The following is a 17535-nucleotide window of genomic DNA, read 5'->3' on the forward strand; positions in this document are numbered from 1 at the left end:
TAAATCATATGAAAAAAAGTTTTCTGATCTTTATCGCTTTCTTTTGTATTACCACAGCACAATCCCAAGTCTTGATTTCCTTAATCTTTGGAGATAAACTCAACTCAGAGTTTTTAGAATTTGGTCTTGAAGGCGGTGCTAATTTTTCTACTATTTCCAATATGGGATCGTCTGCTTTAAACCCAGGTTTTAATCTTGGTTTTTACTTTGACTTCAGGTCTAAGAAAAATCCAGCATGGATGATCAATACTGGAGTAATTGTAAAATCTCCTATGGGGGCCAAAGATATTCCGGTGTATTCATTAAATGATGAAAATCTAGACAATACTTTTGCTGGCGGACATGTAAATCGTGAAATTCGATATTTTAATGTTCCGATACTAATCAAATACCAATTTAAAAACAATATCTACCTTAAAGCAGGTCCGCAATTTGGTTTGTTAGCCAAAGCATTTGATGAGTTTAAAAACGAAATCAACAATGACGATGTGGTATATAAGAAAAACATCAGAGACCAAATTCATGTTATAGATGCCGGACTTGCCTTTGGTGCTGGTTATCATATGAATGTTGGTCATGGCTTAAATATCACCGTTCAATATTACTTGGGACTTGTGACAGTAATGAAAGGAGATGGTCCAAATAATCAATACAACAGATCTTTGTATGTTACCGCGGGATTGCCAATTGGAAAAGGAAAAGCAGCGCAAAGAAGAGCTGAAAAAGAAGCTGAATTAAATAAAGTGGTGCTTCCAGAAGATGAAAAAAAATAAGAAATTGAAGATTTTAGATTGAGGATTAACGATTTTTGATTTCTTCCATCTGAAATTTAAAATCGTTAATCAAAAATCAGCAATATTAATTTCTTTTATAAACTCCAAAATCTCTTCGGTACTTAAAATAAAATCAGGCATAGTATGCAAAATGGCATTATTGGGCATAAAAGGCATATCTGCAGAAAGCGGATTCTGTACAACGCTTATTCCGCCAGCTGTCTGAATTGCTCGCAATCCAACCGTTCCATCAGAATTGGAACCCGACAGCAAAATACCAACCAGATTTTCACCATAAACCTCTGCAGCAGACTCAAAAGAAACATCTATACTTGGTCTGCTATAGTTTATTTTTTCTGAAGTGTCTAAAGACAAGGTTTCGCTTTTTTCAAATAATAAATGATAATTAGAAGGCGCTATATAAATAAATCCTGGTTTGAGTTTGACTTTATCTTCTACTTCTTTTACTCCAATTTTTGATTTTAAAGCGATTAAGTCTTCTAGAGTCTGCTCATCTGAGTTTTTTCTGTGAACAACAATAACAATTGCAAAAGAAACCGCTTTATCTAAAAATGGTAAAATCTGCAATAATGCCTGCAAACTTCCAGCCGAACCGCCAATTATAACTACTTTACAATTTGTTATTCTTTTATTTTCCTCCATATTTTCTCCTTATCAAATTGTTTGTATTTGGTTTGAGATATAGAATACTTTATAGTTTCTTTTGTTCCGAGAGCTAAAAAGCCCAAAACGGCCAGACTGTCATCAAAAAGATTGACTACTCTTTTCTGCAGATTATTATCAAAATAAATTAAAACATTGCGGCATAAAATGAGGTCGAATTCATTGAACGAAGTGTCTGAAACCAGATTATGCTGTGAGAAAACCATTTTCTCCGATAGATTTTCATTAAACTTTGCAAACCCGTAATTGGCAATATAATAATCTGAAAAATCTTCCTGACCGCCCGCCTCTCGGTAATTATCGGCATAATCTTTTATCATTCTCAACGGAAAAATACCGCTTTTGGCTGTTTCCAAAACCGTTGCGTTTATGTCGGTTGCATACAATAATGATTTGTGCAGTAAACCTTCTTCTTTGAGCATAATGGCCATCGAATATACTTCTTCTCCCGTAGAACAGCCAGCATGCCAAATTCTAATAAAAGGTTTGGTACCCAATAAAGGAAGAATTTCTTTTCGAAGGGTTTGATAAAAAGACGGATCACGAAACATCTCTGTAACGTTAACCGTTATTTCGTCAATCATTTTTTTACAATATTCCGGATCGGTGCGGACTTTAGACAGAAATTCATGAAAATGCTTGAATCCATCCAAAGTAAATACCCTGCTTACACGTCTTTTAAGTGAGGCTCTTGAATAACTACCAAAATCAAAACCATAATATTCGTAAACTTCATTAATGAGAGTTTCTAATTCAATATCTTCAATCATAATTCATTTAAATTTCTCCCAAGATGTGAAGTAATTTATCTACATCTACAGGTTTTGAGATGTATGCATCTGCTCCGGCTTGTAAACATTTTTCTTTATCTCCTGCCATAGCTTGCGCTGTTACGGCAACTACAAAAGTATTCTCTTGCGAGGGAATGGCTTTAATAAGCGGAATCGCCTCATAACCGTCCATTTCTGGCATCATCATATCCAATAAAACGGCATCAATTGAGTTATCTTTTGCTAATATTTTCAAGGCTTCTTCGGCACTTAAACAAGACAAACAGTCAAAAGATTTTGCTTTTAAAGTATTTACTAAAGCAAAAATATTTCTAGAATCGTCATCTACAATCAATACTTTTTTCTTTTCCATGTACAGTATTTTTAAGATTAGATTTTATCGTATAACCAAACTCGAAGCAGCGATAACAACTGATCGACATCGACCGGTTTTGTAATATAATCTGAAGCTCCCGCCTTAATACATTTTTCTCTATCGCCTGTCATAGCTTTGGCTGTTACCGCGATTACTGCTAAGTTAAGAAATTTAGGATTGCTTCTAATCTTTTCTGCTGTTTCGTAACCGTCCATATTTGGCATCATCATATCTAAAAGCACTACATCTGTATCTGGATTTTCGTTGAGAATCTTAATTGCCTCTTTTCCGTCAAAAGCTGTAATAACATTCATTTTAAATGCTTCTAAAGCTTTAGAAAGCGAATAGATGTTTCGTACATCATCATCAACAATTAATACTTTTTTCTCAAATAAAATATTGTTTAACGAATTCAGTTTTTTACTGCTTTCTTTTCCTGCATTTCCTTCTTTTTTATTTTCTACTAAGTGAAGGAAAAGCGAAACCTCATCGAGCATTCTTTGGTACGAATGTGCCGTTTTTACAATGATCGAATCGGCATATTTCTTAATTTTTAATTCTTCTTTTATAGAAAGGCTCTTTCCTGTAAACACAATTACTGGTAGATTCTCTAAACCTGGACTTTTCTTAACGCCGTCTAGAATTTCGTACGCCTGCTTGTCTGGAATTCCCATATCTAGAATTACACAGTCTACCTCTTCTTTTCCTAAAGAAGATAAACCTTCTGAAACTTCGCTTTTAATTTCTGAATTAATATTATAAGTCTCTAGAAAATATGCTAGTGCTTTTGCATGTTTCGGGTTATCTTCAATAATTAAAACTTTCTGCGATTCTTTGTTTATAATGTGTTCAATACGTTTGAAGACATCTGGAATTCGATCAAAAGCAACCGGTTTATCTAAGAAATCTACAGCTCCTTTTAGCAAACTTTCCTGTTTCAGTTTATGCGAAGACATAATATGCACCGAAATATGTTTGGTATGAGAATGATTCTTTAGCTCTTCTAAAACCTGCCATCCACTTTTTATTGGAAGTTCGATATCCAATAAGATTCCGATTGGTCTGTAAATTAAAGCAAAATTTAAGGCATAATCACCTCTTACTGCCACTACTCCTTTGTATCCTTTTTTCTGTGTGAAAGCCAATAACGATTTTGCAAAATTGATATCGTCTTCTACAATCAAAATGACTTTATCGCCTTCGACAATTGAATCTCTGTCGTCTTCAATTTCTTGCGGAATAACTTCACTGATATATTTTGGTTTTTCTTCATCGCCCTCCATCGTTACTTCGATTTCTTCAGCATGCGGAATTTTATTTACCGAAACTTTGTTGATAGCAAATCCTAACACTGGAAGACATAGCGTAAACGTACTTCCTTCGTTTACTTTACTATGAAGAATAATTTCTCCTCGCAATAATTTAGCCAATTCACGACTGATTGACAATCCTAAACCAGTTCCGCCATATTTACGTTTTGTTGAACCATCGGCTTGCTGGAACGCTTCAAAAATCAATGGCTGTTTTTCGATCGGAATTCCGATTCCGGTATCTTTTACTATAAAACAGATTATTTTATCATCGTCTGTATCGACTTTAATTTCAAGAGAAACGGTTCCTTTTTCGGTGAATTTAATGGCGTTCGAAATCAGGTTTTTCAAAATCTGCTCCAAACGCATTTTGTCTGTTTTAATAACAATTGGCGCTTCTTTGGCAATAATTTCAAAATTAATTCCCCTTTCTTTTGCAACCAGATAAAACAGATTATGAAGATTATCTGTAATTTCTTTAGTTGAAACATCTAAGAATTCCAGATCCATTTTTCCAGCTTCAATTTTAGATAAATCTAGAATTTCATCAATTAATCCCAACAAACTATTTCCAGAACTCTGAATCACTTTTGCAAATTCGATTTCTTCATTGTTCATCGTTTTATTGTTATTTTCAGACAACAAACGGCTTAACAATAAAATAGAATTCAGCGGTGTTCTCAATTCGTGCGACATGTTAGCCAAAAATTCCGATTTATAACGAGTTGTCAGCTCCAAAGCTTCTGATTTTTTCTGAATTTCTGTATTTTTTTCTTCCAATAAAACACTTCTTTCAGAAAGTTCTTCATTGGTTTGTTCCAACTCTTCCTGCTGCACGCGAAGTTCTTCTTCAGAAGCCTGTAATTTTTCCGTCTGCGCTTCTAACTCAGCATTTATCGCTTCCAATTCGCTGTGCTGAATTTGAAGTTCTTCAGACTGAGATTTGGTTTCTTCCAGAAGTTCCATTACTCTTTTGCGATTTTGAGTTGCTTTTATGGCAATTCCGATATTATTGGCTACAATATTCAAGAACTCAAGCTGCAGCATCGAAAATCCGTAGATGCTAGCCAGCTCAACCGCTCCTTCAATCTTGAAATCCATTAAAGGCATTGCCACGATATGAGTTGGTTTTATTTCTCCCAATGCATAATTGATCTGAATATCGTCTGGAGAAAGTGTTTTTAACTCCAACATTTTTCCAGAAACAATAGATTGCCCAATCAACCCCTCGCCTTTCTTGATTCGTTCTCTGTTTTTACTCGGTATATAACTGTAACCTCCTGTAACAGTCAATTCTTCTCCATCTACAACATACAAAACTCCTGCACTGCTGTTGGTATATTGGCACAAAAATTCGATTACATCTTTAGATAATTTCTGAATTGTTTTTTCGCCCAGCATTTTATCATTCAAAGTCGCAACGCCTGATTGAAGCCATTCTTTCTGAGACAATAATTCGAAAGAATCTTTTAATGAATCTTTCATGTTATGAATAGACGATCCCAAAGCACCTAAAGTATCAGCTTTTCTATCATCAATTTGGACATCGTAATTTCCTTTAGCAATTTGTGTCGCAATGCCGCTTATTACTTCAAGTCTTTCTGCTGTTTCTTTATCTTTTTTTATTAATTCTTGTTGCAGCAAAGTTCTCTCGTTATAATCTTTCAGAATTCTGATTAGGAAAACAATAGAAATAAGAAAGGCTATAAAGAAAGCAATGGCAATTAAAGCCAAACTATAATTTCCGTAACGTTCTGAATTTGAGTTACGTTCTTCTAAAAGTTTTTGTTCTGTATTTTCAACTTTTTTGACGATTGCCTTAATGTCATTCATCATTTTTCGACCTTCATTCAAGTCGAAAATCAGTGTTTCTTTGCTTAATCGTTTTTTTACAATCTGATTATTCAAATATTTAAAGAAACCCGAACGTTTGGTACGTAATTCTTCTAGTAATTTTGTCTGTGAAGGATTGTCAGACGTAAGTTCATCTAACTTTTCAAAATAAGTATTTGATTTGGCTTCCGAATCATTAAAACGGTCCACAAACTGTTCGTCTCCTGTAAGCAGATAGCCTCTCATGCTGGTTTGGGCTTCTGTAATAATCGATGAACCTTCATTTAGGTTATAGATTACATCCTGCGTATGGTTTACCCAAAAGTTACTGTTTAGTAAACTTTTAATACTAATAAAAGAGGCAACAGAACTAATAGTTAGTACAAGCAGTGAAACTAGTGAACTGATTAATAAATTTCTTTTAAAATTACCATTCATATATTTCTAAATTATTTTTATTCGTATTTTAAAGGAAGAACAATGATAAAGCTTGCACCTTCTCCCACTTTACTTTTAGCCGTAATTAATCCGTTATGTTTTTCTATGATTTTCTTAGCAATTGCCAGTCCAATTCCCGTTCCCTCGTAAGATTGGCGATCGTTTAAGCTTTGAAAGATAATAAAAATGCGATCAAGATAAATCTCATCAAAACCAATTCCGTTATCTTTTACTGTAATTCTGCAAAATTTTCCTTCTGGCGAAGTCGGACTTTCGATTGCTTTTTCTAAAATAGTTTCCGAAGTAATTTCGATTACCGCTTTTTCGTCATTTCCAGAAAACTTCAAAGCATTTCCAATGAGATTTTGAAAAACCTGACGCATCTGGCTCGGAATACTGTCAATTGTTGGCAGTTCGTTGGTTTTTATTGTGGCATTTTTGCGTTCTATGAGATAATCAAAATCACCCAACACTTCCTGTAAAACCACGTTTAAATCTGTTTTCTCAGGTTTAACTTGTGCCGAAAGTCTAGAATAGGCCAAAAGATCGGTAATCAAAGTCTGCATTCTTTCTGCCGATTTTATCGTTCGATCTACATAATCAATCGCTTTGTCGTCTGCCTTTAAATACAGATCTTTTATAATTTTAATGAATATCTGAATCTTGCGAATAGGTTCATTCAAATCATGCGATACTACCCACGAAAACTGCTGCAACTCATGATTTCGGAGTTCCAGTTCTTCGTTTTTCTGAACCAATTCCCGCGTTCTCTCCGCAATTTTTATTTCAAGATTGTCCTGAGCTTCTTTTCTAATTTTGATTTCTTTAGAAAGCAGATCTTTCATCGCTCGGAGTTCGTTTTGCTGTTCGTAAATCTTAATGAAAGTCTTTACTTTAAGAATCAGCAAATCGCTGTCTACTGGCTTGGTAATATACTCAACAGCACCTGTTTCATATCCTTTAAAAATGTATTTTTTCTCGGTATTAAGTGCCGAAAGAAAAATTACGGGAATATCTTTTGTGCGTTGGTTTCCTGAAAGGATTTTTACCACTTCAAAGCCATCAAGTCCTGGCATTTGAACATCCATAATAATTAGGCAGTAATCTGTTTTTAGGATTTTCTTTAAAGCTTCTTCTCCAGATTCGGCACTATCGACATCGATATTATGCAGCTCTAATGTTTTCTTTAAGGCAATAATATTCGCCCTTATATCGTCTACAATTAATACCATGCCGTGTGGGAGCTAAATCTGTTGTAAATCAAAACTCTTGAATTTAAAGTGAAATTTAAAAATTTTCTTATTTTTTTAAAGAATTGCCGAAGCAACTCTTAAAAATTATGTGGAAATTCTCAAATGTATAAAAAAAATAGCGAGCGGGTTTTTTATCTAAATCGGAAATAGTTACAAAATTCCCATCTTTTGCCTTCATTTTAATCATACTGCGTGATTGCTAACTTATTAGAAATTTCTTATTATTTAAAAATTTCCTACTAATTGATGTATTTTCATACAACACACCGCGTTTTGATTTTATTGAGGCAAACAAAATGTCTTTTAAGGCAAGTAAAATTATAGCTATCATCTAATTTTAATTGCATTAAAAAAGCTTAAAAAGAGAAATCATGAAAAAGAAACAAACATTTCCTGAGCAAAAACAAAATCTTCCCGGCAATGAACACATGATGAATCCCGAGCCTGAAATTATTAGAGAAAACTATGTTGGAAGCGGTAAGTTATTTGGAAAAACAGCTTTTATTACTGGAGGAGACAGCGGAATAGGACGAAGCGTTGCGGTACATTTTGCCCGTGAAGGTGCCAATATAGCGATTGTCTACTTAAAAGAAGATAAAGATGCCAAAGAAACCAAAGCAATGATCGAAAAAGAAGGTCAGCAATGTCTATTGATTAGCGGTGACTTGAAAGATGAAAAATTTTGCCAAAATGCCATTAAAAAGTGTCATACGACTTTTAAGAGTCTTAATATTATTGTGAATAATGCTGCGACTCAGTTTCCGCAAACTGAAATTGAAAATATAACTACGACACAACTCCATAAAACTTTTGAAACCAACATTTATCCTTTCTTTTATATCACAAAAGCGGCACTTGCTTTCTTAAAAGAAGGCGATTCAATTATCAATACAACGTCTGTAACTGCTTTCCGCGGAAGCGAGCATTTAGCAGATTATGCCAGCACAAAGGGTGCGATTGTTAGTTTTACGCGATCACTTTCGACTATGTTGGCAAAAAAGAAAATACGTGTAAATGGCGTTGCTCCAGGACCAATCTGGACTCCTTTGATCGTAGCCAGTTTTGATAAATTATCTGATTTCGGAAAAGATAATCCGATGGAAAGAGCCGGACAGCCATCTGAAGTAGCTCCTGCGTATGTATTTCTGGCCTGCGAAGACAGCAGTTATATTACTGGACAGTTTATTCATATCAATGGCGGTGAATTGGTGGGGTAAAAATAAGGTTCTGAGGTTCTGAGATGCTAAGGTTCTAAGTTTTTCTTTTTGTAATCTACATAATGAGCCTAATAACAAAACCAGCGAATACCTTAGAACCTTAGGAGCTTAGAAACTTAAAAAAAAGAAAAATGAATTTTGTAGAAATCATCGGACTTTTTGCTGGAACTTGTGTGACCATCGCAACGATACCGCAGATTCTGAAAGTTTGGAGAACCAAAAAAGTAAAAGAAATTTCGCTTAAAATGTTTGGCACACTCACTTTCGGAATTGCGGTCTGGGTGGTTTATGGGATTTTAAAAAACGATTTGCCCATTATTATCACCAATAGCATTTCGCTTATTTTAAATCTCATCATGGTTTATTTTATCATTTATTATGAAAAAGAATAAGCATAAAAAAACAGCTCGGATGAAGCTGTTTTTTCAGAAATTGAAGAATATAATAATGCTTACTAGCTAGCTAATTTTTGATTATAAGGTTTTAATTCTAAATGCAACTTTTCTTTTAAAGTTCGCGATTGCAAACTTCTTTTAAAGAATAGTACTGGCGACATAACTGCTCCCAAATTTATTTCTGAAAGTTTTCTGATTTCGCCTAGCTGTTTAATAGCGAAATTCAAAATCGGAACAAACGGAGTTAAATAATTGTAACTATGCTGCGCTACCTCCAACTCTAAAATATCTCGCAAAATGCTTTTCATCAGCAGATAGCGAACAGTTCCTTGCTTTGGAATTGCTTTAAGTTCCTGAAACTTCTCTCCTATTTTTAAATTCTCAGCTCCGATATAAATATAATTTCCAGATTCGCACGTAAATCTCTTTCTAACTTGAGCAATAAAATCAACATCGGCTTCTTTTGATTCTCTATTAGTTGGCATTCCAATCAATGAAAACTGAATTTGTTTGTGGCTTTCAAAATACAATACGCTATTAATTGAAGAAGAATTACTCATAATGCCAGACTGTTGCTTTTTTAAGCGTTTAACAGCTCCATTTGCACCAAAACTGTACAAGACATTTCCATTTTCGCAATAAGCAAAAAATACAGGCGCAAACGGATTAGATTCGATACTTAAATTAACGTCTTGATTAAAAGACAAATCAAAGTTGAGATACGTCATTTCTTTCTCAAAACGTACTCCAGAAATGCTTCCTTTTGCCCATTTTGATTTAATTGTCAATTTGTATTCATTGACAGTAACACTTAAGTCTCCGCCAAAACTCTCTTTTAGATTATTAAAAACAGCATCAAAGCTTCCAGTATTTATGTAAAGTTTTTTCATTATATGGTTTGGTTTTAATAAAGTGGTTAGTAATTATTTACGTACAAAAACTAACTTTGGTTTTACTTCATTTCTATAATCCAAATTTCGTTTATATTAACCTTCAACCATTTATACAATTTTTAGAAGATATTTCATAATTATTATTTTAAGGTTCTGAGGTTCTAAGATGCTAAGGTGCTAAGTTTCTTTGCGGCACAAAAGAAACACTAAAAAAGCCTTAGCATCTTAGAACCTCAGAGCCTTAAAAAAGTAAATTCAAACTAAAAAACCAAACTTCTACCTTTCTCACTTTTCAAAAACAATAAAAAAACTTAGCATCTTAGAACCTCAGTCCCTTAGAAGCTTAAAAAAAGTAAAATCAAACTAAAAAACTAAGCTTATACCTTTCTCACTTTTCAAAAACAGTAAGAAAAAAAGCTTAGCACCTTAGAACCTCAGTAGCTTAGAAGCTTAAAAAAAAGCAGCTGCCTCAAATAAATTTGAAACAACTGCTCATCAGCAAAATAAAAATACCAATCTATTTTTATTCTTTTAAGTCAATTCGTTTATGTCTGCATTTTTAGCATAATTAGCTTTCGGAATGTCTTTAAAAAATTCTGCTTCTTCCAAATCGGCCATTGGACCGTATCCTAATAAATGAGTTCCTTTTCTTTTATCTTTTGTTTCGATAACATATAAAATTGACATGTCATCTGGATCGCTCATTCCTTCATATCGATGATGCGCCACAATAAATACATCTTCAGGATTATAAACCTCTTTAGTTTCTGAATCTACTAAACGATCATTTTCGAATATGTAATTAGCAGTATAACCTTCTTCTTGATATCTTTTTATATTGTCGGTTTCATGTTTTGAATCTTCTCGTTTCATATCTTTTCAATTTATCTGTTTATCAAATTTCCGCATACAAACGAGATAAAATTAACTCAATAGATTTTAATCTTACCTCATTCAAAAAAGGACTTTAAAAGAGATTTTATTTTTACTAATTTTAACAGAGCTTAATTCGAAATACACAATAAAGTCTGAGAATAAGCTTATTAGAAAATTATATAAAAAGCAAAATATTAATGAGTAAAAACTATGATTTCCTGGCCAACGGAGGCGAAATGGGACAACTTACCCGTGCTAAAGATTGGAGCAAAACGGCTGTTGGACCAGTAGAATTATGGCCTCAGAGCCTCCGCACTACTTTAGGAATTCTTTTAAACTCCAAATTTCCCATGTTTTTGTTTTGGGGACCAGACCATATTTGCTTTTATAACGATGCTTATCGTCCGAGTTTAGGAAACGATGGCAAACACCCTTCTATTCTAGGTGAAAAAGGCGCTGAATATTGGCCTGAAATCTGGACTTTTATAAAACCTCTAATCGATCAAGTGCTAACCAAAGGAGAAGCGACTTGGTATGAAGACGAATTGCTGCCCATTTACAGAAATGGAAAAATGGAAGATGTATATTGGACTTTCAGCTACAGCCCAGTAAATGATGAAAATGGAAAAACGGCTGGAGTTCTGGTGATCTGCAATGAAACAACAGAGCAAGTCCTTACTAGAAAAAAGCTTGAAGAAAGCGAAAAACGTTTTAGAAATACGGTAAAACAGCTTCCTCTGGGAATTTGTGTTTTAAAAGGGCCAGATCTCATTGCAGAAATGGTCAACTCGACTTATCTTCATATTATTGATAAGGAAGAAAAAGATATTCTGCACAAACCAATTTTTGATTCAGTTCCAGAGGCAAAAGAAAAGGTTTTCCCGTTGCTGAAAAATGTTTTCGAAACTGGAACCGCCTATTTTACTGATGAACTTCCGGTGACTTTAAATCGTTATAACAAAGAGGAATTGGGCTACTTTAATCTCGTTTTTTATCCGTTAAAAGATGAAAATGGTGTCATCGAAGGTGTCACCGTTGTGTCTTACGAAGTAACTGAAGAAGTAAAAGCAAGACATCTTTTGACTGAAAGCGAGAAAGCGTTTAGAGAAATTGTAATGGACTCTCCTATTGCAATGGCAATATTTAGAGGAAAAGATTTTATAATCGAAATGGCCAATAAAGCCATGATGCATAATATCTGGCAAAAAGAAGAAAAGAATTGTATTGGCATACCGCTACTAGAAGTATTTCCTGAACTCAAAAATCAAAAATATCCTGAATTATTGCTTGAAGTTCTGATTAATGGAAAAACAATCCAAGAAAATGAAGGCGTTGCTTATGTTGATATCAATGGAAAATTAAAAAAATTCTACCTTGATTATGAATATACAACCCTTTATGAAAAGAATGGAAAGGCCTCTGGCATTATGTGTACCGTTTATGATGTAACTGCTAAAGTCAAAGCCCGTAAAAAAATTGAAACTGCCGAAGAAAGAGCCAGACAAGCTGCCGAAATTGGCGAAATTGCTATGTGGGATTTGAATTTAAAGAACAAAAAATTAATTTACAGTGATAATATCCTTGACATTTTCGGATTTGACAAAAATACAAAAATAGTACATCAAGACATTCGAAGCCGTATTATTCCTGAAGATGAACATATTGTTGCCAATGCATTTGATAAGGCTTTACAAACGAGTATTTACAAATATGAAGCCCGAGTTTTTAAGGTAGACAATTCTATTGCTTGGATTAAAGTGCATGGCAAAATATTTTTTGATGAAAATAATGAGCCTTCAAAAATGGTGGGAACTGTTATGGATGTTACAACCGAAAAAGAAGGTCAGCAAGTTTTAGCAAAAAGTGAGAAAAAATTCCGACTCCTTGCCGACTCTATCCCTCAATTAATCTGGACAAGTGATACTTTAGGAAATCTGAATTATTTTAATGAAACTTTCTATACCTATTCTGGATTTACAAAGGAAGAAATCGACAAAAATGGCTGGCTTCAGGTCGTGCATCCAGATGATAGAGAAGAAAATGTAAAGCTTTGGATGGAATCAGTCAAAACTGGACACGAGTTTCTTTTTGTACATCGTTTTAAACGATATGATGGCGAATACAGGTGGCAACTCAGCCGTGCTATTCCACAATTGGACGAATTTGGAAAAGTCCAAATGTGGGTTGGAACCAGTACCGATATAGAAGAACAGAAGAACATTACCAATCAGCTGGAAGAACAAATTATTGAGCGTACAACACAGCTAGAACTCAAAAACAGAGATCTGGTTAATATGAATATAGAACTGCAATCGTTTGCTTATATTTCTAGCCATGACCTTCAGGAACCTTTGCGAAAAATACAGACTTTTGCAAGCCGATTATCCGATTTGGATGAACAGAATATTTCGGCGAATGCCAAAACTTATTTAGCAAGAATTGAGTTTTCGGCAAAGAAAATGCAAAATCTTATACAGGATTTACTAACGTATTCTCGTGCCAATTCTGCCGATCGTGTTTTTACAACGGTTAAAATAGACGAAATCGCCGACGAAGTAATCAGTGATTTTTCTGATCGAATTGAAGAAAAAAATGCTGTCGTTGAATATCACGATTTAGGAGAAGCCACACTTATACAGTTTCAGTTTAGACAGCTGCTTCATAATTTGGTAGAAAATGCCTTAAAATTCTCGCGTCCTGGTATTCCTCCAAAAGTAAAAATAGCAGTTAAAAAAGTTGATGGAAAATCGGTTCCAAATGCTGAATTTAAAGACAAAATCTACCATCATCTCCAAGTTTCGGATAACGGAATTGGTTTTGAATTGATTTATAAAGAAAAAATCTTTGAAGTTTTCCAGCGCTTAAACACCGAAAGCGAATACAAAGGAACAGGAATCGGTCTTGCAATAGTGAAAAAAATCGTAGAAAACCACAAAGGCGTAATTACAGTTTCGAGTGAAAAAGGTAAAGGCTCGGTTTTTAATATTTATATTCCCGATTTATCAGAAATTAATATTTAAATACAAAATTAGATTTGTTCGGAATAAATTTATCCCAGTCAATCTTCATAGCGTGTTCTATTGCTTTTATAATATCGCTCATTAAAACTGGTTTGGTAATAAAGCAGTTGGCTCCAAGATTAAGACATCTCTCAATGTTGCCCGGTTCACTCGATGTTGAATAAATCACAACAGGAATGTCTTTTTTATCATCAGATTTTCTAAGTTCTTCCAAAACATCAAAACCATTTTTTCCTGGCATATTTAAATCCAAGAAAATAACAGACGGAACAATAGATGAATCTGAAAGAGCATTCAGAAAATTTTGACTTCCTGAATAGGTTTGCAAATTGATATTCTGAGGTATAGATTCTACGGCATCAGCAAAAATACACAAATCATCTTCGTCATCATCGGTATAGAATATGGTAAAATCTGTCATGGTATTTTAGGCTTAGAAATTTATTTTTCCAAATATAGTGCAATTTTATGTAACAAAAGGCAGAACCGCCCGAGTTTGTTACAAAACAAATAGAAATCTCATAATTTATAAGTTTAATTATATAAATTAAAAAAGTACAAAAAGCACCAACTTTACTTTTTACATTTTTCAGACAATATCTTACTGTCAGTCAAATAATTAAATATAAAAAAACTTAAAAAAATAACGTTATGGGCGATCATAAAGACCTTACAGATGAATTTGCTGTTGATAAGATAAAAGATCTTGCTGAGCATATTAAAACGTGTATGTTTTGTACATACAATGAATATAGATTACAGTCGCGACCAATGTCTGTTCAGAAAATTGACGATTTGGGAAACTTATGGTTTTTATCTGACCGAAACAGCAGTCAGAATGCAGAAATTACATTAAACCCAATGGTTGAAATCTTCTTTTCTGAACCGCATGATAAATTTCTAACACTTCACGGAACCGCAAGTATTTCATACGACAGGGAAACTATCGAAAAATTATGGAATCCTATTGTGAAAATCTGGATGCCTGGCGGTGTCGATGATCCAAATTTGAGTGTGATTAAAGTAGTTCCCGAAGATGGATATTATTGGAACAACAAAAATGGAAAAATGGTTGCAATTGCAAAAATGACCGCTGCTTTTGTAACAGGAAAAACCATGGATGACGGAATTGAAGGAAGCTTGAAATTGTAGCTTTTTTTTTAAAACCGTAGAAGTTTTTTAACCGCAAAGAGAGTAAAGTATACGCAAAGTATTTTAAGATAATTCCTTTCTGAACTTTGCGTATACTTTGCGGTTAATTTTTTTGCCACAGATTAAGAGGATTAAAAAGATTTAAAAAAATCTGCTTAAATCTGTAAAATCTGCGTGAAACAAATTACTCAACAAGAGAAACTTCGCTCAAAGCTTTGCGAACTCTTTCGCGCAAGTATTAAGTCCTAAAAACAAAAAAACTTAGCGAACTCTGCGTTAAAAAAAACAGGAAGATTCTAACCATTCATTCTTTTTAACTCCAAAGCATTCAAAATTCCTGCTTCGCTTGCTGTGTTATTAAAATAAATAAAACCTTTTTTGGAATGAATTTCACGGTTTATTTTAGTCAATTCTTCAGTAGAATAACTGGAATAAAACAATTTTGGAACTCCGTGAAATCGCATATAAAAAAGCGGAAAATCTTTAAAAATAGTTTGAGGAAGATTAGGATGGCTCACACTGCAAAATGTAATATTATTTTCTTTGAAAACATTCCACACCTCGTCATTCCACCAGCTTTCATGACGAAATTCGACTACATTTTTAAAATTATAATCTAGACTATTGATTATAGTTTCTAATTTTTCTCGACTAAAAATATAACTCGGAGGAAATTGAAATAAAACTACCGCAAGTTTTTCCTTCATACCTACTTTACAGATCTCATAAAAGTCATTCAATAGTGTTTCACATTCTTGCAGTTTTTTGATATGGGTAATTTCTTTGGGCACTTTTACAGAAAACAAAAAAGATTCAGGCGTTTTATTGTACCAATTTTGAAAAATTCTTACTGTCGGAAATTTATAAAAACTACCGTTAAATTCGTAAGTATCAAAATGATGGCAATAAAACTCAAACCATTGCTTTGAGGGCAGATTTTGAGGATAAAAAATATTTTTCCAGAAACTGTTGTAAAAGCTTGAACATCCTATTATTACTTGATTTTTCATTTGTATAGTTGTTGACAATTGGTGCAGAAAAAACTTCTGCGTTTTCGCTCTCCCGTCTGTTTTCTTTGAAACGGCAGATTACATCGCAAACAAATACTTTTGGTATAAGCTTCCCAATGTTGTTTCAGTTCGAATTTCTTTTTCCAATACAAAAATTCAAAACTATAAGTAGAACATTCTGCAATAAGCTCACTAATAACGTGAGGCGGAATTTTCTCTACAATCGATTCTGGATGTACATAACAGCGGTACAAAACTTCATTTTTAATGATATTACCTACTCCAGAAAAAATTTCCTGATCTAGAATTACATCACAAATCATTTTGTTTTCCATTTTGTCGACACTAGCTTTTGCCTTTTTCGGATTCCAATTTTCATTCATTACATCGACACTCCAATCGTAATGTGAATTGACATCGCCTTCTAAAATTTTAACTGAGCAGGTGTAGAAATTGATTTCTCCATTCTCAAAAACTAAACTCAATCTCGGTTTTGAATCTTTACGTTCATTAATTCGATACGTTCCGAACATTAACATGTGAATTTTCACTGTAAAGGAATCAAAACAGATTAAAAAATGTTTTCCCCAGGTTTTAAAAGCAAGAACGGTTTTATCCTTCAGGCGAGAAATATCAATATGGGCATTTCCAGATACAGAAATTATTTTCTGTCCGGCAAATTGCTGCACTTCTTCTTTTAAGATTACTATAGACGGACCTTCGGGCATATACTGAATTTTTTATTTAACTAAAAAAGTGCAGATTTAGAACTGCACTTTTATTTCATTTCTTAATCTGCTATTCAAGTTCAGCAGCTTCAAGATTTACTGCGTTTACAGCGACTTCTGTAAGGGTTTTATCGGCTCCTTTTTCTTCGTCGAGCGTTTGTTCTAATAAAGTTGCCGCTTCTGGCAGACCTAGCGTTTCTGCAAATTGTCTTAAAGTACCATAAGTAGCAATTTCATAATGCTCAATTTTCTGACTTGCTGCAATAATTGCTGCATCTCGCACTACACCAAGTTCGGTTTCCTCGAGCATTCCTTTGGCTTCTTCAATTAAACCTTCCATTGCGTCGCATTTTTTTGCTGTTGCTTTTTTACCAATAATTTTAAAAATTTCTTCCAAACGAATAATCTGTTCTTCGGTTTCGGTTAAATGATTGTCAATCGCATCTTTCAATTCAACAGAAGAAGCATTTTTAACCATTACAGGCAAAGCTTTTGTCAGTGCTTTTTCTGCCCAATAAATATCTTTTAATCCGTCTTCAAATAATTCTGTTAATCCTGAAGCAGCATTCGACTTCGGCTTCGTAACTCCTCTCGGCGTAGTTTCTTTTGCATTTTTACTATCTGTAGTTTTCATGGCAATAGTTTTTATGATTAATATGCTGGTAAAATTACTGCCTGCACAATCAGACTGGTTATATGATTACAAGTTAAAATTCTATTCTAAACATCTGTTAATTATAGAATTACACTTTATAATTTTATAATATATTCTATCAGCTTAATGCTAGCTTTGTATATATAATCATA

The 17535-nt window shown here is 33.8% G+C and carries 16 protein-coding genes; 5 read left to right on the plus strand and 11 right to left on the minus strand.

Going from position 1 to position 17535, the window contains the following annotated elements:
• Nucleotides 1-8: 8 nt before the first annotated feature.
• Nucleotides 9-773 (plus strand): porin family protein, encoded by a 765-nt coding sequence (locus AC5ZCW_RS02590; RefSeq protein WP_496117734.1) that lies wholly within the window; start codon nucleotides 9-11, stop codon nucleotides 771-773.
• 69 nt (nucleotides 774-842) lie between these two features.
• Here AC5ZCW_RS02590 and AC5ZCW_RS02595 read toward each other — a convergent pair whose 3' ends face one another.
• From AC5ZCW_RS02595 to AC5ZCW_RS02615, 5 genes are read right to left on the minus strand one after another with little or no spacing between them, the layout of a single operon-like run.
• On the minus strand, nucleotides 843-1436 hold the full coding sequence (locus AC5ZCW_RS02595; RefSeq protein WP_343543236.1) for a chemotaxis protein CheB: 594 nt from the start codon (nucleotides 1434-1436) through the stop codon (nucleotides 843-845).
• Entirely contained in the window at nucleotides 1415-2227 is an 813-nt protein-coding gene (locus AC5ZCW_RS02600; protein ID WP_281632260.1) for a CheR family methyltransferase, read from the minus strand. The genes AC5ZCW_RS02595 and AC5ZCW_RS02600 overlap by 22 nt, the downstream gene beginning before the upstream one ends.
• 7 nt (nucleotides 2228-2234) lie before the next feature.
• The gene (locus tag AC5ZCW_RS02605) at nucleotides 2235-2600 is read right to left on the minus strand and encodes a response regulator (protein WP_177209908.1); all 366 of its coding nucleotides are present in this window, start codon (nucleotides 2598-2600) and stop codon (nucleotides 2235-2237) included.
• 17 nt (nucleotides 2601-2617) lie between these two features.
• Complete coding sequence (locus AC5ZCW_RS02610) at nucleotides 2618-6184, minus strand: response regulator (protein WP_496117735.1); 3567 nt, start codon at nucleotides 6182-6184, stop codon at nucleotides 2618-2620.
• 17 nt (nucleotides 6185-6201) lie between these two features.
• Nucleotides 6202-7416, minus strand: coding sequence for a hybrid sensor histidine kinase/response regulator (locus tag AC5ZCW_RS02615; protein WP_281632257.1), 1215 nt, complete (start codon nucleotides 7414-7416; stop codon nucleotides 6202-6204).
• A gap of 392 nt (nucleotides 7417-7808) precedes the next feature.
• On the opposite strand from AC5ZCW_RS02615, the gene AC5ZCW_RS02620 reads away from it, so the two are divergent.
• Nucleotides 7809-8654: an SDR family oxidoreductase gene (locus tag AC5ZCW_RS02620; protein WP_496117736.1), complete on the plus strand. Its 846-nt coding sequence runs from the start codon at nucleotides 7809-7811 to the stop codon at nucleotides 8652-8654.
• 131 nt (nucleotides 8655-8785) lie between these two features.
• Entirely contained in the window at nucleotides 8786-9046 is a 261-nt protein-coding gene (locus AC5ZCW_RS02625) for a SemiSWEET family sugar transporter (protein ID WP_343543245.1), read from the plus strand.
• A 62-nt stretch (nucleotides 9047-9108) separates the two neighbouring features.
• On the opposite strand, the gene AC5ZCW_RS02630 is transcribed toward AC5ZCW_RS02625, so the two are convergent.
• Both AC5ZCW_RS02630 and AC5ZCW_RS02635 read right to left on the minus strand, forming a co-directional pair.
• Nucleotides 9109-9939, minus strand: coding sequence for a hypothetical protein (locus AC5ZCW_RS02630; protein ID WP_496117738.1), 831 nt, complete (start codon nucleotides 9937-9939; stop codon nucleotides 9109-9111).
• Nucleotides 9940-10473: 534 nt separating this feature from the next.
• Entirely contained in the window at nucleotides 10474-10815 is a 342-nt protein-coding gene (locus tag AC5ZCW_RS02635) for a hypothetical protein (protein ID WP_177209914.1), read from the minus strand.
• Between the two features lie 200 nt (nucleotides 10816-11015).
• Here AC5ZCW_RS02635 and AC5ZCW_RS02640 point away from each other — a divergent pair, with 200 nt between their 5' ends.
• On the plus strand, nucleotides 11016-13838 hold the full coding sequence (locus AC5ZCW_RS02640; RefSeq protein ID WP_496117740.1) for a PAS domain-containing sensor histidine kinase: 2823 nt from the start codon (nucleotides 11016-11018) through the stop codon (nucleotides 13836-13838).
• Here AC5ZCW_RS02640 and AC5ZCW_RS02645 read toward each other — a convergent pair.
• Entirely contained in the window at nucleotides 13828-14259 is a 432-nt protein-coding gene (locus AC5ZCW_RS02645) for a response regulator (RefSeq protein WP_496117742.1), read from the minus strand. The genes AC5ZCW_RS02640 and AC5ZCW_RS02645 overlap by 11 nt on opposite strands.
• 230 nt (nucleotides 14260-14489) lie before the next feature.
• Here AC5ZCW_RS02645 and AC5ZCW_RS02650 point away from each other — a divergent pair, with 230 nt between their 5' ends.
• Entirely contained in the window at nucleotides 14490-14990 is a 501-nt protein-coding gene (locus AC5ZCW_RS02650; protein WP_281632251.1) for a pyridoxamine 5'-phosphate oxidase family protein, read from the plus strand.
• Nucleotides 14991-15286: 296 nt separating this feature from the next.
• Here the strand turns inward: AC5ZCW_RS02650 and AC5ZCW_RS02655 are convergent, their stop codons facing one another.
• From AC5ZCW_RS02655 to AC5ZCW_RS02665, 3 genes are all read right to left on the minus strand, one after another.
• Nucleotides 15287-16000: a DUF72 domain-containing protein gene (locus AC5ZCW_RS02655; RefSeq protein WP_496117744.1), complete on the minus strand. Its 714-nt coding sequence runs from the start codon at nucleotides 15998-16000 to the stop codon at nucleotides 15287-15289.
• Nucleotides 15997-16728 carry a DNA-formamidopyrimidine glycosylase family protein gene (locus tag AC5ZCW_RS02660; RefSeq protein WP_343543253.1) on the minus strand — a complete coding sequence of 244 codons (732 nt, stop codon included), beginning with the start codon at nucleotides 16726-16728 and terminating at the stop codon, nucleotides 15997-15999. Before AC5ZCW_RS02660 ends, AC5ZCW_RS02655 begins: the two co-directional genes overlap by 4 nt.
• 70 nt (nucleotides 16729-16798) lie before the next feature.
• Nucleotides 16799-17362 carry a YciE/YciF ferroxidase family protein gene (locus tag AC5ZCW_RS02665; RefSeq protein ID WP_281632248.1) on the minus strand — a complete coding sequence of 188 codons (564 nt, stop codon included), beginning with the start codon at nucleotides 17360-17362 and terminating at the stop codon, nucleotides 16799-16801.
• Nucleotides 17363-17535: the final 173 nt, after the last annotated feature.

The organism is Flavobacterium sp. PLA-DH12 (genome assembly GCF_059511845.1).